Source organism: Streptomyces kebangsaanensis (genome assembly GCF_001906585.1).
Lineage (GTDB): Bacteria > Actinomycetota > Actinomycetes > Streptomycetales > Streptomycetaceae > Streptomyces > Streptomyces kebangsaanensis.
In genome coordinates this window covers 53,001-67,779 of sequence record NZ_JUJA01000072.1, presented here as the reverse complement: position 1 = coordinate 67,779, position 14,779 = coordinate 53,001, and the positions used below count along the sequence as shown (strand labels likewise).

11 protein-coding genes are annotated in these 14,779 nt (G+C 71.6%); 8 read left to right on the top strand and 3 right to left on the bottom strand.

What is annotated here, in order from left to right; translation table 11 throughout:
* Positions 1–114: 114 nt before the first annotated feature.
* A complete protein-coding gene (locus RH94_RS10450) occupies positions 115–1,311 on the bottom strand; it encodes a cytochrome P450 (protein WP_073947340.1) in 1,197 nt (398 codons plus the stop codon).
* Between the two features lie 220 nt (positions 1,312–1,531).
* Here RH94_RS10450 and RH94_RS10445 point away from each other — a divergent pair, with 220 nt between their 5' ends.
* From RH94_RS10445 to RH94_RS10415, 7 genes are all read left to right on the top strand, one after another.
* Positions 1,532–2,803 carry a DegT/DnrJ/EryC1/StrS family aminotransferase gene (locus tag RH94_RS10445; protein ID WP_073947339.1) on the top strand — a complete coding sequence of 424 codons (1,272 nt, stop codon included), beginning with the start codon at positions 1,532–1,534 and terminating at the stop codon, positions 2,801–2,803.
* The gene (locus RH94_RS10440; RefSeq protein WP_073947338.1) at positions 2,800–3,972 is read left to right on the top strand and encodes an FAD-dependent oxidoreductase; all 1,173 of its coding nucleotides are present in this window, start codon (positions 2,800–2,802) and stop codon (positions 3,970–3,972) included. Before RH94_RS10445 ends, RH94_RS10440 begins: the two co-directional genes overlap by 4 nt.
* Before the next feature lie 41 nt (positions 3,973–4,013).
* Positions 4,014–5,018, top strand: coding sequence for an ornithine cyclodeaminase family protein (locus tag RH94_RS10435; protein ID WP_158073040.1), 1,005 nt, complete (start codon positions 4,014–4,016; stop codon positions 5,016–5,018).
* Between the two features lie 47 nt (positions 5,019–5,065).
* Positions 5,066–5,278: an MbtH family protein gene (locus RH94_RS10430; protein WP_073947337.1), complete on the top strand. Its 213-nt coding sequence runs from the start codon at positions 5,066–5,068 to the stop codon at positions 5,276–5,278.
* Between the two features lie 127 nt (positions 5,279–5,405).
* Entirely contained in the window at positions 5,406–6,698 is a 1,293-nt protein-coding gene (locus tag RH94_RS10425) for an MFS transporter (protein ID WP_073947336.1), read from the top strand.
* Between the two features lie 159 nt (positions 6,699–6,857).
* Positions 6,858–10,235 (top strand): condensation domain-containing protein, encoded by a 3,378-nt coding sequence (locus RH94_RS10420; protein WP_073947335.1) that lies wholly within the window; start codon positions 6,858–6,860, stop codon positions 10,233–10,235.
* Entirely contained in the window at positions 10,232–11,839 is a 1,608-nt protein-coding gene (locus tag RH94_RS10415) for an amino acid adenylation domain-containing protein (RefSeq protein ID WP_073947334.1), read from the top strand. Before RH94_RS10420 ends, RH94_RS10415 begins: the two co-directional genes overlap by 4 nt.
* A gap of 298 nt (positions 11,840–12,137) precedes the next feature.
* Here RH94_RS10415 and RH94_RS10410 read toward each other — a convergent pair whose 3' ends face one another.
* Positions 12,138–12,788 carry a 4'-phosphopantetheinyl transferase family protein gene (locus tag RH94_RS10410; protein WP_073947375.1) on the bottom strand — a complete coding sequence of 217 codons (651 nt, stop codon included), beginning with the start codon at positions 12,786–12,788 and terminating at the stop codon, positions 12,138–12,140.
* A 77-nt stretch (positions 12,789–12,865) separates the two neighbouring features.
* Here RH94_RS10410 and RH94_RS10405 point away from each other — a divergent pair, with 77 nt between their 5' ends.
* Positions 12,866–13,621: a thioesterase II family protein gene (locus RH94_RS10405; protein ID WP_073947374.1), complete on the top strand. Its 756-nt coding sequence runs from the start codon at positions 12,866–12,868 to the stop codon at positions 13,619–13,621.
* A gap of 77 nt (positions 13,622–13,698) precedes the next feature.
* On the opposite strand, the gene RH94_RS41280 is transcribed toward RH94_RS10405, so the two are convergent.
* On the bottom strand, positions 13,699–14,721 hold the full coding sequence (locus tag RH94_RS41280) for an acyl-CoA dehydrogenase family protein (protein ID WP_073947373.1): 1,023 nt from the start codon (positions 14,719–14,721) through the stop codon (positions 13,699–13,701).
* Positions 14,722–14,779: the final 58 nt, after the last annotated feature.

Below are 14,779 nucleotides of genomic sequence, written 5' to 3'. Positions count from 1 at the left end.
GCCGGCCCTCTTCATGCACCCTCTCGTCCAGGAGGAGGGACTCGGGAGGTACGGACGAAAGCCCGTGGCCCACGGGTCGTCCCCATGAGCCACGGGCAGTGCGGAACGGGCGTGTCACCAGGTGACCGGCACCTCGGTGAACCCCTCCACGAGCACACCGGTGTTACGGGTCAGCTCGTGCGCCGGGACCGTGAGCCGAAGGTCCGGGTAGCGCCGGAGCAGGGTGCCGATCGCCGTTTGGAGTTCCATCCGGGCCAGCGCCGAGCCGGCGCAGAAGTGGGGCCCGGCACTGAACGACAGATGCTTGTTGTCGTCCCGCTGCACCCGCAGCGCCTCCGGCTCCTTGAAGACCTCCTCGTCACGGTTGGCGGACTCCAGGGCGAGAAACACGGCAGAGCCCGCCGGGATCGTCATCCCGCCCACCTCGATGTCGGCGGAGGTGTACCGGACGGCGGCCAGCTGCGAGAAGAGCACCTGGTAGCGCAGGAGCTCCTCCACCGCCGCCGGAACCAGCGAGGGATCCCGGCGCACCTTCGCCAGCTCCTCCGGGTGTGCGAGCAGCGTGACGACGGCGGCGGACAGGTGGTTGGCGGTGGACTCGTATCCGCCCATCAGCAGCCCTTGCACCCAGTACAGGAGTTCGTACTCGCCGAGTCGGCTCTCGTCCTCGTCCCGCACCGCGATGAGGGAGCTGATCAGGTCGTCACCCGGCTGCTCGCGCTTGGCGGCGACCAGGCGCTGGATGTAGCCGAACAGTTCGCCGCGGTACCGGGCGACCTCCTCCGCGGTGTAGCGGTTGACCGACAGATAGGCGTCGGTCCACAACCGGAAGTCCTTCTGGTCCTCCGGCGGGACACCGAGCAGCCCGCACAGGGTGCGGATGCCGAGCGGGAACGCCAGCGCCTCGGCGAGGTCGGCGGTGGGACCGGAGGCCTCCATCGCGTCGAGCAACTCGTCGACCAGCGCCTGCACATGCGGGCGCATCTTCTCGACCCGGGCGGCGCTCAGGGCCTTGGTGACGAGCCGGCGCATCCGCGGGTGCTCGGGCGGGTCCAGGCTCACGTTCGGGTCCTGGAACATCGAGTTGTCCTTGGTGATCCGCGGCAGGTCCTCGCTGGACCGGTCGCGGTGCAGACGCGGGTCGGAGAGCAGGACGCGGATGTCCTCGTACCGAGTGACTACCCACCCCGGGTCCCCGCTGGGCAGGGTGACCCGGACGGCGGGACGCTCCCGCAGGCCGCGCAGTTCCAGGGGGGCGTCCAGCACCGACGGACGGGTGCCGAACGGGTAGGTCGGGGGACTCTCGTGCATCGGGCAGGTTGTCAAGGTGGCGTCCTCTCCTCATGGTGAAACCACACTCCCCGCAGGATCGCAGCGGCCGCTGGAGCGGCAACGGAACCACACTGGAGATTTTCTAGATTTCGGTGAATTGCTTGAAGTCTTTCGTGTAGCGTGTTTGTTTAGTCGTTGCCATTGTGTTGTGTCACCAGCCCAGAGGTCGACACAGGCCCTTCAGACGATGCGGGGAATCATGGAAAGAGCACCATCCGCAGTCGTTCCGCTCGGCTCCCACACCAGACCGACCCGGGGGAGCATCCTCGGCGACGACGAACTGGCCGTGATCGAAGAACTGTTGCGGTCCGGCAGCCCGCTCTCCGGGGGCGTCTGGCGGGAACGTTTCGAAGAGGCGTTCCGCGCGCACCTCGGTGTCGCGCACGCGCTCTCGGTCACCAGCGGAACCACCGCGCTCCGGCTGGCCCTCCACCTGCTCGACCTGCGCCCCGGCGACGAGGTCATCGCCACTCCTCAGACCTATCTGGCCACCGTGCAGCCGCTGTTGGACTACGGCGTACGGGTCCGCTTCTGCGACGTGGAGCCCGACTCGCTCAACATCGACGCCTCGCGCATCGAGGAGCTGATCACCGAACGCACCCGGGCTGTCGTCATGGTCCACTACGGCGGCCGGGCGGCGGACATGCCGCGCATCATGGCGCTGGCCGACCAGTACGGACTGACCGTCGTCGAGGATGCGGCACACGCCATCGGCGGGTCGCTGCACGGCCGGCCACTCGGCTCGTTCGGACACTTCGGAATCTTCAGCTTCCACTCTTCCAAGAACATCACCACGCTGGGTGAGGGCGGCATGCTCGTCGTACGCGACGACGAGGCCGCCGCCCGAGCGACCGCTCTGCGCGACAACTCGGTCGACGCCGTCTACGTACCCTCCCGGCACACCTTCGCTTCGACTCGCCGCCCGCCCGCCGGGGCCATGTTTCCCGCCGGCTCCTACACCGCCGACTGCCTGATGCTCCGGGGAACGGGCATCAACGGGACGCTCGCGGAGCCGGCCGCCGCGGTCGGGTTCGTCCAGCTCGGCAGGCTGCCCGCGCTGCAGGCCAGGCGCCGGGAGCTGGCCCGGCACTACACCGAGCGCCTCGCGGACATCCCCGGCCTGTACGTACCGCCGGTGCCGGAGGACGTCGACCACCCCTACCACCTGTTCACCGCGTTCGTGGACCCCGAACTGATCGACCGGGACGCCCTGTTGAACGCCATGGACGCGGCCGGCGCACAACTGTCGCTGCGCTACTTCCCCTTGCACCTCATGCCGGAGTGGCGGGCCCACGGCCACCGCGAGGGCGAGTGCCCCGTGGCCGAGCGCCGCTGGTTCCGGGAAATGATCAACATCCCCTGCCAGCCCGGTATCGACGACGACCAGGCCGCCCAGCTGATGGACCAGCTGGAGCGCACCATCAGCCGGTCGTGGCGACGCGGGCGGACCCCTCTCGGGAGAACGGCATGACCGCACACCACATCCCGCACCACTCCTACGACCTCGTCGTGGTCGGCGGCGGCGCCGTCGGACTCAGCACCGCCTGGTACGCCGCCGGCCGCGGCGCCTCCGTGCTCGTCCTGGAGAGCAGCGACGGGCCGGAGAACACCGGCAGTTCCGCCGGCGCCGAACGCCAGTGGCGCGTCCAGTACACCCAGCGTGATCTCACCGAGCTGACGGTGCGCGCCCTGCCCCTGTGGCGCCGCCTCGAGGAGGCCTGCGGCAGGCGGCTGGTGCATCACACCGGCAGCCTGTGGTTCGGCGAGACCAAGGAGGCCACCAACGAAGGCCAGATAGCCGACGCCGCCCAGGTCCTCGACGACGCCGGTCTGCGCTACGAGTGGCTCACCGCGACCGCCATCGAGGAGCGCTTCGGTTTCACCGGACTGCCGGCCCACTACGAGGGCTTTTACCAGCCGGACGGCGGCGTGGTCGACGTCCGCGGCACGCTCTGGTCCCTGGCCCACCTCGCCCGCTCGGCGGGGGTGGAGATCCGGACCGGTCAGCGCGTCCTCGCCCTGGAGCCGCACCCCGAGCGCGTCGAGGTCGTCACCGACGGCGCCTGGATCACCGCCGACAAGGTCGTCGTCACCGCCGGTCCCTGGACCAACGAGCTGACCGAACCGCTCGGCGTCCGTCTCGACGTCGAGGTGTACGACATGGCCACGGCGTACTTCCGCCTGCGCGACCCGGCCCGTGACCTGCCCACCTGGTTCGCCTTCCAGACCCCGACGGACACCGACTCCAACCTGTTCTACGGATTCGGCGCCAACCCATGGAGCCCCGGCGAACTGGTGCGCGTCGCCCCGGACTTCGAGAGCGACCCCAGGACCGCGCCACCCGCAGCCCGGCCCGGGCCCGACCCGCACCAGTTGCGCCGCACCGCGGAGTTCGTCGCCCGGCACATGCCCATGCTCGACCCGGAGCCCGTACAGCCGGGATCCTGCCTGATCGCCCTGCCTCGTGACCACGAACGGCAGTTCTACCTCGGTGCGCTGCCGCCCGGCGAGGGCCGCGACCGGGTACTCGTCCACGCGGCCGGCTGGGCCTTCAAGTTCGTCCCCGTCTTCGGCAGTGCGCTCGCCCAGCTCGCCCTCGAAGGCAGCACCGAGTACTCCCTCGAGCGCTTCCGCCCGTGACCGGCCACCACCACCCGACACCGCCATCCGAGGAGAAGCCGGTGGGACATCTGCATGTGATCGACGCAGCCGCTGTACGCAAGCTGCTCACCTACGACGACGCGATCCCCGCCATGGAGGACACCATGGTCAGGGCGTCCCGGCGCGAGCTCTACGAGCACCCGCGGGTGACCGTCGAGCCGCCCGGCCACGGGGGCATGGTGCTTCTCATGCCCGCCGTCGGCGGCCCCGCGGAGGAGCCGGTTCTCGGCCTGAAGATGCTCAGCATGTTCCCGCGCGCGGTCGAGCGGGAGCTGCCCAGCGTCCAGGGCCTGGTCATCCTGGTCGACGCGGTCCACGGACAGCCGCTCGCCCTGGTGGACGCCGGCGCCCTCACCGAGATCCGTACCGCGGCGGTCACCGCGGTAGCCACCCGCGCCCTGGCCCGTCCCGACGCCCGTGAACTCGCGGTCATCGGCGCCGGAGTGCAGGCGCGCGGCCATCTGGAAGCGCTGTCCCGGATGCGCGACTGGGAGCGGGTACGCATCTACAGCCGTACCCGCGCCACCGCCGAGGAACTCGCCCGCTGGGCCAAGGGGTTCTACCCGCACGCCGAGGTGTGCGACTCCACCGCGCAGGCCCTGGCCGACTGCGACGTCCTGTGCACCGCCACCTCGGTCGCCGGCGACGAGCCGGTGTTCGACGCTTCGGAGCTGCCCGCCGGGCGTGGCGTCCACATCAACGCGATCGGCGCGTTCGGGCCCGGCTGCCGCGAGCTGCCGACCGCGACGGTCGCCGCCGCACGGCTGATCGTCGACAACCGCGAAGCCGCGCTGCGGGAGGCCGGGGACATCCTGCTGCCCATCGCCGAGGGGGCCCTCACCGAGGAAGCCGTCGTCGCCGAGATCGGCGAAGTCCTGGCCGGCACCCGGCCCGGCCGCATCGACGACACCGAAACCACGGTCTTCGAGACGCTCGGCCTGCCCGTCCAGGACGCGGTGGCCGCCGCCCTCGTCTACCGGCGGGCCGTCGCCCACGGCATCGGCGAGCGCATTTCCTTCCCCTGACGAAGCCCCACAAGCCCTATGACACGGATGACAAGGAGCTGACACCCATGCATAACGACGATGGCCGCACGTACCTGGTCGTGGTCAACCACGAGGAGCAGTACTCGATCTGGGCCGAGGGCCGCGAGGTGCCGCTCGGCTGGACCGCCACCGGCTTCTCCGGCCCCAAGGACGCCTGCCTGGCCCACATCACGGAGGTCTGGACCGACATGCGCCCGCTCAGCCTCCGACGCCGCCTGGCCGCGGCCGCGACCGACTGACCGAGACCGACCACGGCCCACCGACCGACCGAGCACGACACGGCCGCCCACGGACCGCTGCCACCCCCGGTTCCCCCCCACATCCACCCGTACCCCCGTCCCCTCACATGCAGAGAGGTAATCCCTGATGACCACCCAGGAGCAGCCTGGAAGGGCGGCCGAAGCCCCGCGCAGGCCCGGGCTCACCCGCAACAGCGACTTCATGAAGCTGTGGACCGGCGAGTCCGTGAGCCTGCTGGGCAGCGAGGTCTCCCTGATCGCGCTGCCCTCCCTGGCAGTACTCGGGTTCGGCGCCTCCGCCGGATCCGTCGGTCTGCTGATCGCCCTGCAGTGGATCCCGTTCGTGGTCCTCGGCCCCATGGTCGGTGTGCTCACCGACCGGATGCGTCGCCGCCCCCTGATGATCGTCGCCAACCTCGGCCGTGCCGTCGCCCTGGGCTCGCTGCCGCTGGTCGCGTTCCTGGGCTCGGTGAGCATGGCGCACCTGTACGTGGTGGCCGTGGTCAAGGGTGCCCTGGACGTGGTCTTCCAACTCGCCTACCAGGCGCATTTCCCGGCGCTGATCGAGCGCGAGGACTTCGCGGAGGCCAACGCCAAGACTCAGATGAGCCGTTCGCTCGCGGCGGTCTTCGGCCGCAGCATCGGCGGTGTGCTCGTCGGTGTGCTCGGCGCGGCCAAGGCCGTGGCCGTCGACGCCCTGTCGTACCTCGTGTCCACCTTCACGATCTGGGCCATCCGCAAGCCGGAGCCCGCCCCGCAGCCCAGCGGCAAGGGTGTCGGCGCGGCCGTCACCGACCTCAAGCACGGCTTCACCACCCTCGTCGGCAACCGGCTGCTGCGAAACCTGACCCTCATGGGCTTCTTCGGCAACCTCGCCGTCTCCATGACTATGGCGATGCTCGTCGTGTACGCCTATGACGATTTGGGCTTCAGCCCCGCACAGCTCGGCTTCGTCATGAGCGCGGGCGGTGTCGCCTTCGTCATCGGCGCGATCTTCTCCCGCAAGGCCCTGCACCACCTGGGCATGGGTCGGACGCTGATCGTGACCCACGCCCTGCTCGGTCTCGCCGTGCTCCTGATGGTCCTGGCCGGCAAGGGCACGGCGGGCGTCGTGGTCGTGGCGCTCTCGCAGTTCCTCGCCTCGCTCACCACGCCGATCGCCAACGTCGGCATCATGACGATGGTGCAGAAGGCCACCCCGCCGCACCTGATGGGCCGGATCGGCGGCGTCTCGCTCCCGCTGGTCTGGGGCGCCAACGCGCTCGGCCCCGTCCTCGGCGCTGCTGCCGCCTCCGTCTGGGGCAACGCCGCCGCGTTCGCCCTGGCGGCGGTGCTCGCCTGGGCCGCCATCGGCTGGCTGGTGGCCGGCTCGGTGCACGGCATCAGGGACGAGGTCCCGGCGGAGCTGCAGGCCGCCTAGGACTACTGACCCCCTGACCCGGCCCTTTCGACAGCACGAGGTCCGGCCGTACGTCCCCCCGACGGCCGGACCTCGTGCCTCCCCCCCCCACAAATCCCTTTGCTGTTCAAGAGCGTTCCACCAATTGGCCCGACGGCGACGAGGAAGACGGGTAGGCCCGTGACCGACCAGATATCGACCGATGCCCTGGAAGAGAAGCGGCGCCGGCTTGCCAGGCTGCTCGCCGAGCGCGACCGCGACAAGGAGACCCGGACAGGACCCGTCTCCTTCGCCCAGCGGCGGCTGTGGATCCTCGACCGGCTCGTTCCCGGCAGCTGTGCGTACAACATCCCCATCGTGCTGCGTACCTCCACCGCCCCCGACGGCCGGGCCCTGGCACGCGCCCTCGCCCGTGTCGTACAGCGCCACGAGGTGCTCAGGACCGTGTTTCCCGCGCCCGACGGCATGCCCGTCCAGCAGGTGCAGCCGCCTTTCGAACCGGCGGTCGAGGCGGTCGACGTCTCCACCGCCGCCGACCCCGAAGCGGCCGCTGAGGACCGCGTCAAGCAGTGGTCAGGGCAGCCCTTCGACCTCGCGGACGGTCCCCTCCTGCGCGCCATGACCGTCCGGGTCTCCGCCGACGAGCACCTGATCGCGCTCTGCGTCCACCACATCGTCTGCGACGGCTGGTCCGTGAGCACGCTTTTCCGTGAACTCGACTCCTTCTACCACGAGTTCACCGAGGGAACGACCGCCTCGCTTCCTGAGCTGCCGCAGCAGTACATCGACTACGCGATCTGGCAGCGCGGCCGCCTCACCGGCGAGCGCGAGGAGGAACTCACCTCGTACTGGCGCGAACGGCTCAGCGGCGCCCCGGGCATTCTCCAGCTGCCGATGGACCGCGCCAGGCCCACCGGCCACCGGGTCAACGGCGGCAACGAGGAGTTCGAGTTCTCCGAGGACCTGGCGCGTGCCGTCCACGCCTTCGCGCTGCAGGAGCGGACCACCCCGTTCACCGTCCTGCTCACCTGCTTCTCCGCCCTGATGGGGCGCTACAGCGGCCAGGAGGACATCCTTCTCGGCGTACCGGTCGCCGGACAGACCCACCAGGAGCTGGAGGGGCTGATCGGCTTCTTCGTCAACACCCTGGTTGTACGGTCCGACTTGACCGGGGCGCCCACGCTGCGCGAGGCCGTGCGGCGCGGCAAGGACGCCGTGCTCGGCGCCTTCGCCCACCAGGACATGCCCTTCGAGAAGCTCGTCATCGACTTCCAGCCGGACCGCAACCCCACCGTCAGCCCCGTCTTCCAGGTGCTGTTCAACTACCAGACCGCAGGCGACGAGCGGGTACGTCTGCCTCACCTTGACGCTGATCTCGTGCCGTTCGACAGCGGCATCGTCCGCTTCGACCTCGAACTGAACCTGTACGCGCACGAACGGCGGCTCGGCGGCTCCTGGGTCTACAACGCGGAACTCTTCGACTCCGCCGTGATGCACCGCATGAGCCGGACGTTCGGCCGCCTGCTGACCCGGGCGCTCGCCGAACCCGACCGGCCGCTCAGCGAGCTCGCCCTGCTCGACGACAGCGACCTGGCCGAACTCGACCGGCTGACCGCCCCCGCCACGGACGCCCTGCCGCCGGTCGCCTCGGCCGAGGGGGTCCTCGACGCGGGCGCCGATGTGCGGGCCGTCCTCGACGCGCTCGGGACCGACGCGCCCGGGACCGAGGAGATCACCGAACTGCGCATCCGGCCCGGCCTGCTGCACCAGCTCGTCGCCGCGATCGAGAACGGCGCCGCCGTACGGGCCCCGCGGCGGATCGTCGCCTCCGGCGAACCCCTGCCGCGCACACTGGAGCGGCGCTGCCTGGCGGCACTGCCGACAACGGAGCTGCACACCCGCTACATCAGCCTCGTGGCCGGTGAGATCGCCACCCGCCGCTGCGCCGGTGACGCGCCCGCCGGCCATGACATCGCGGGCCGCCCGCTGCCCGGACGCCGCGTCCGGGTGCTCGACGCGCACGGCAACCCGGTGCCTGTCGGCGTGCCCGGCAACGTCTACGTGTCCGGTGCATCCGCCGATGGCGGCCCGGAGACCGACACCGGCGACCTCGGGCGCTTCCGCGAGGACGGCGCCCTGGAGATCCTCGGCCGCCGCGACGAGCAGGTCCACCTCAAGCAGGTCCGGGTCCCGCGCGCCGAGATCGAGGCCGTGCTCCTCACCCACGCGGGCATCGGCGACGCCCGCGTCGACGCCCGCCTCGACGACGCCGGAAACCTGGTGCTCGTGGCGTACCTCGTCCCGCACCGCCCGCACGTTCCCGGCTCAGAGGAGACCGGCCGGCTGCGCGAGGCGCTGCGCGCCCACTGCCAGCGTCTGCTGCCTGAGGTGCTGCTGCCCACCTCCTACATCGTCCTCGAGGCCTTCCCGCTCACCCCCGACGGCCGGGTGGACCGTGCCGCGCTGCCCGCCCCCGCCGCCGAGCAGCAGAGCGCCACGCCGGTGCACACCGAGCCCTCCACCCCGCTGGAGGAGATCCTCGCCGAGATCTGGCGCTCCGTCCTCGGCCTGCCGTCGGTGGGCGTGCACGACAACTTCTTCCTGCTCGGCGGCCATTCGCTGCTCGCCGTACAGGTCATGACCCGGCTGCGCCGTGCGACCGGCGTGGACCTGCCGGTCAGCGTCCTGTTCCGTTACCGCACCATCGCCGACCTGGCCGTGCGGCTCGGCTCGCTGGGCGCAGGTGCTCAGGAGCGGCCCGGGGCCCTGGCCCGTATCCAGTCCGGCACCGTCGCGCCCGCGCTGGCGTTGGTGCACCCGGCGGGCGGCAGCGTCTTCTGCTACGCCTCCCTTGCCACGGAGCTCACCAACCGCACCGTCTACGCCTTCGAGGGCGGGCAGGAGGCCCCCTCCCACGAGGCCCGCGCCGCCGCCTACCTGGCCGAGCTGGAGGCCGCCGCCCCCGGACCGTTCCTGCTCGGCGGCTGGTCGCTCGGCGGCACCCTCGCCTTTGAGATGGCCCGCCAGCTGCATGCCTGCGGCCAGGACCCCAGGCCGGTCGTACTGATCGACTCCTTCCTGTACGACGGCGATCCCGACAGCCCTGACACCCACGCCTATCTGCTCCACAGCTTCCTGCGGGACCTCACCGCCGACCTCGGCATGCCGGCCCCGGTGCTCCCGCCCGACAGCGAACTGCTCACCGTACGGCGGCTGTTCGCCGATGTCCTGGACGGCTGGGGCGACTCTGTGCCCGCCGGGCTCGACCTCGACGAGGTGGTGCGGCGGTACGGCATCTACCGGGACAACATGCTCGGCCTCGCGGCCTACCGGCCGACCGGCCCCCGCTACCCCGGGGAGGTGCACCTGCTGCAGGCGGAGCAGTCCCCGGAGGCGATCGAGGGCTGGCGGGCCGTCGCCGAGAACATCGTCGTGCACCGGGTGCCCGGCGACCACTACAGCATCATGCGCAATCCCGAACTGACCCATGTAGCCCATGTCCTGGACGGCGTACTCGGCGCCGCCGACCGCATCCCGGAGGGGGCGAACCGCCGATGAGCGTCGACATCCGACTTCCCGCCACACCCGCGCCGACCGACGAGGAGACACGCGCGGGCGACGCGCCGAGCGTGCTGCACCTGGTGGCCGACGCCGTCGCCCGCCACCCCGACGCGCCCGCCCTCGCGGGACACGACTCCACCGTCACCTACCGGGACATGTGGCGGCGGGCGGGCGCGGTCGCCGCCCGGCTGCGCGGGGAGGGCATCGGGCCCGGAGACGTGGTGGGCCTGGCCGCCCTGCGGTCCACCGAGCTGATCGTCGCCCTGATCGGAGTGCTCCGCTCGGGCGCGGCGTTCCTTCCGCTGGACTCCGGCTATCCCCGGGCCAGGCTGGAGCACATGCTCGACGACGCACGGGTGGGCGTGGTCCTCGGCCATCCGGAGACGGCGGGTCGGTTCGCCGCCGCGGGCCGTGCGGTGCTGCTGCTCGGCGACGAGCCGACGTCGCGGACCGGGCTCGCTGCCGTGGCCGCCGCGGAGTCCCTCCTTCCGGCGCTGCCCGCCGCGGAGGATCTCGCGTACGTCCTCTACACCTCGGGCACCACCGGCGCCCCCAAGGGCATCGCCATGCCGCACGGCGCGCTCGCCAACATCGTGGAATGGCAGACCGGCGTCTCCGAGGCGTCCGTCGGCAGCCGCACCCTGCAGTTCTCCGCGATCTCCTTCGACGTCGCGTTCCAGGAGATCTTCGCCTCGCTCGCGGTCGGCGGCACCGTGGTGTGCGTGACCGAGGAGGAACGGCGGGACCCTCTCCGATTGTGGGAGGCGGCGGCACGTGAGCGGGTGGACCGGATGTTCCTCCCGTACGTGGCGCTCCAGGCGCTGGTCCTGGTCGCCGAACCGGGGGCGTCCGGCTCGCCGCCGCTGCGCGAGATCATCACCGCGGGGGAGCAGTTGCAGTGCTCCCGGGCCCTGCGCGCCCTGCTGGTCTCGCTGCCGGGCTGCCGCCTGATCAACCAGTACGGGCCCTCGGAGGCCCATGTGGTCACCTGGCACTCCATGGAGGGCGACCCGGACAGCTGGCCGGCCCTGCCGCCGATCGGTCTGCCGGTGCCCGGCAACCGGGTGTATGTCCTCGACGCGCTGGGCGAGGAGGTGCCGCCCGGCAGCATCGGCGACATCCACGTCGGTGGAGTGCAGGTCGCCTACGGTTACTGGAACCGCCCGGACCTGACGGCGGACCGCTTCCTCCCGGAGCCCGGGCGCCAGGGCCGCCGCATGTACCGCACCGGCGACGTGGCCCGACGGCGGCCGGACGGCTCTCTGGACTACCTCGGCCGCGCCGACGACCAGGTGAAGATTCGCGGCTTCCGGCTCGAACTTCCCGAGGTCGAGCGGATGTTGGGCGACCTGCCAGGGGTCTCCTCGTGCGCGGTCGCGGTACGGGGCGAGGACGGCATCGAGAAGACCCTGGTCGCCTTCGTCGTCCTGGAACCGGGCCTGGGCACCTCTGCCCTCGCCTCCCTGCGCGCGGACCTCGCGGACCTGCTGCCCGACTACATGGTCCCGGGCCGCTTCCGCGCGGTGACCGATCTCCCCACCATGCCGAACGGAAAATTGGACCGTCCGCGCCTGCGGGCGATGGCGGAGAACGCGGAGTGAACTCAGGGTCCGGGGGGACGCGGAGTGACGGCCGTCCCCCCGGCACAGGGATGGTGCGCCCGACGCCGACGCCGACGCCGACGCCGACGCCCTGGCCCCGGGCCGTGGGCCCCGGGCTGTGGTTGAGGCCTGCGGTGCCTGGCCGGGGCGTCCCTTGTTCCTTCAGACTCGCGCTTCGCGGCGCGAAGCTGCCGCCGGCGGTCCCGACGGGTGCGCCGGCGCGGGGCGGCAGCTCGCGCCAGTGGGGCGGCAGCGGATCGATCCGCTGCCGCCCCACTGGCTTGTGCGTGCCGGACCCTCAGGGCGCCGTCACGACCACCGCCGTGCGGACCAGGTGTGGGGAAACCGCGAACCGGCCGTGCAGAATCTCCGGTGCGAGGCCCGGGCGGCGGCGGGTGCCCAGGATATGGGCGGTAAAGGTGCCCGTGCGCGGGTCCGGTTCGACGCGGACGTCGTGGAAGCCCAGCCAGCCGCCGACCAGGGGGAACCATGCCTTGTAGACGGACTCCTTGGCGCTGAAGAACACGGTCGGCCAGTACGGAGCCCCGCCGCCCGGGCCGCGCCACCAGTCCTCTTCCTCCGGGCGGCAGACGAGCTGCCGGGTGGGCTCGTCCAGACGCATGCTGTCCTCGGCGTCGATGCCGATCGACTGGATGCGGCCCGAACGGGCCGCCGCCGCCGCGCAGTAGTCACTGGTGTGCGAAATGCTGCCGACGACCTGCAGCGGCCAGACCGGGGCCCGGTCTCGGCCCGCGGGCACGGGCACCGCGGGCAGGCCCAGCGCGGTCAGGGCCCGGCGCGCACACGCCCGGCCGGCCCGGAACTCCCGCCGCCGTGCGGGGACCGCCCGTTCGCTGAGCGTCGCGGCCTCCTCGGGCAGCGGCTCCTCGGCCCAGGCCGAGGCGTCCGCCACCGCCACCGCTACGGCTCCGGGAAGCAGATCACGCATGCACATCACCCCGACATTCCACTGTGGCTTCGGTTGACTTCTCTACACTACCTATAGTGTTTATGTAGTATGTGGTCATGAATGCTGTAAAGTCAACGTCGCCTCGATGGTTCCTCACCCCGCCCTCCAAGGAGGCGGAGGTGCGGTTGTTCTGCTTTCCCTACTCCGGCTGCGGCGCCTCCATGTTCCGCAACTGGCCCACCCGCATCGGCCCGGCCGAGGTCGTCCCGCTGCAGCTCCCCGGCCGCGAGAACCGCACCAGGGAACCGCACTTCGGCACCTACGAGGAGCTCGCCGACCAACTCGTCGCGGGCATTGCCGAGCATCTGGACCGCCCGTACGCGGTGTTCGGGCACTGCGGAGGCGCGCTGCCGGCCTTCGAGAGCGTCATCCGGATCGTGGAGCGCGGACTGCGGCCGCCCGAGCGGGTCTTCGTCTCCTCCCAGGTCGCCCCGCAGGACGGCCCGTACGGCCGCTTCCTGGGACTTGACGAGACAGGGCTGCGCGCGGAGCTCATCGCCCTGCTCGCCGCGCTCGGGGCGGCCGAGCCGCCCGAGGAGATCCTCGACCTCTATCTGGAGGTGCTCGTCGCGGATGTCGAGGCCAACAAGAAGTACCGCAAGGACGCGGCCGGTTCCCTGCCGTGCGCCGTCACCGAGCTCGGCTGGGACGCCGATGTGGAGGTCCCGCACGCCCTGATGGGCGGCTGGGCCGACTGGGTCGCCGAGGGTGCGGCCCGCAAGGAGATCCTCGACGGCACGCACTACACCTTCCTGGACGCCCCCGCGGACCTGGTGGCCTGTCTGGCACGCGACCTGACTGCCATGGCCTGACGTCCGACAGGCCGGTACGAACGGAGGAGCCCTGCCCGGTGTCACCGGGCAGGGCTCCTCCGTTCGTACCGGCCTGCTCAGGCCCTCACGCCGGCCAGCCTCGCCCGGCCCGCATCCAGCCAGAGGCCGGCCGGCGGACCGAGCCGTACCGCCTCGACCGTCGCCAGTCGGTAGGCCGTCGCCGGAACCGAGTGCGCCAGCATGCCCCGCACGCCGTGCAGTTGGAGCGAGAGCCGTGCGGCCTTCAGCGCGTGCTCCGCCGCCGCCGCAAGGATCTGCGGTGCCGCGGCGGGCGCCCCGGCGTCTCGGTCGTGCGCCCAGGCCGTCTCGTTGAGTAGCAGTTCCCAGCCGTCGGCGTCGCCGAGAAGTGTGGTGATGCGGTGGCTCACGGTCTGGAACTCAAGGAGCGGCTTGCCGAACTGGAGGCGTCGGCCCACATGGGCCCGGGCCGTGTCCAGGGTCCGGCTCGCGATCCCGAGGAGCAGCGCGGCCTGCCGCACCCGAGCCGCGGCGACCGCCCGCCGCCGCTGCGCCTCCACGACCGGCACGGGCTGGCCGGCCGCCGCCTCGAACCGCCAGCGTGCCGCCGGAGCGCCGAGCAGCGTGGCCTCCTCACGCTGCACGGTCGCCGAGTCCGGCCGTACCAGGAGCCAGCGGTGGCCCCCGCCGTCAGTGGCGGCCCGTACCAGTGCGATGTCCCAGTCGGCCGCGGGCAGCGTCTCGCTGGTGCCCCACAGCAGCCCGTCACCGTCCAGACGTACGGTCGTCGGTCCGTGCAGACCGATGCTGAAGGCGGTACCCACGCCCTCGTGGATGCGGGACAGCACGTCCTCCAGCCCGTCGACCCCGGCGTCCGCGAGGAGTTCCAGACACAGTACGGTCTCGCGCAGCTCCGGTACGGTCTCCAGGGCGCGGCCGAGTTCCCGGTTGACCGCGATGTCCGCGGTCAGGCCGAGGCCCATGCCGCCGAGGGAAAGCGGCAGCCCGATGGACGGCACGCCGACCGCGGCCAGTTCGCGCCGCGCCTCCCCGGTGTGGGTGAGGGCGAGGGCGACGGCGTCGGCGATCCGGCTCTGGATCGGATCCTGATGCAGGTCCATGGTCAGCGCTGCCTCCCGCCGGCATGGGCGTGATCGTGGTCGGACTCGTGGTGCAGGC

What these genes read in the sequence shown, in the direction of transcription:
- RH94_RS10450 (WP_073947340.1), bottom strand. Translation starts at nt 1,311, where the DNA reads ATGCACGAGAGTCCCCCGACCTACCCGTTCGGCACCCGTCCGTCGGTG.
- RH94_RS10425 (WP_073947336.1), top strand. Translation starts at nt 5,406, where the DNA reads ATGACCACCCAGGAGCAGCCTGGAAGGGCGGCCGAAGCCCCGCGCAGG.
- RH94_RS10405 (WP_073947374.1), top strand. Translation starts at nt 12,866, where the DNA reads ATGAATGCTGTAAAGTCAACGTCGCCTCGATGGTTCCTCACCCCGCCC.
- RH94_RS10440 (WP_073947338.1), top strand. Translation starts at nt 2,800, where the DNA reads ATGACCGCACACCACATCCCGCACCACTCCTACGACCTCGTCGTGGTC.
- RH94_RS10410 (WP_073947375.1), bottom strand. Translation starts at nt 12,788, where the DNA reads ATGCGTGATCTGCTTCCCGGAGCCGTAGCGGTGGCGGTGGCGGACGCC.
- RH94_RS10430 (WP_073947337.1), top strand. Translation starts at nt 5,066, where the DNA reads ATGCATAACGACGATGGCCGCACGTACCTGGTCGTGGTCAACCACGAG.
- RH94_RS10415 (WP_073947334.1), top strand. Translation starts at nt 10,232, where the DNA reads ATGAGCGTCGACATCCGACTTCCCGCCACACCCGCGCCGACCGACGAG.
- RH94_RS41280 (WP_073947373.1), bottom strand. Translation starts at nt 14,721, where the DNA reads ATGGACCTGCATCAGGATCCGATCCAGAGCCGGATCGCCGACGCCGTC.
- RH94_RS10445 (WP_073947339.1), top strand. Translation starts at nt 1,532, where the DNA reads ATGGAAAGAGCACCATCCGCAGTCGTTCCGCTCGGCTCCCACACCAGA.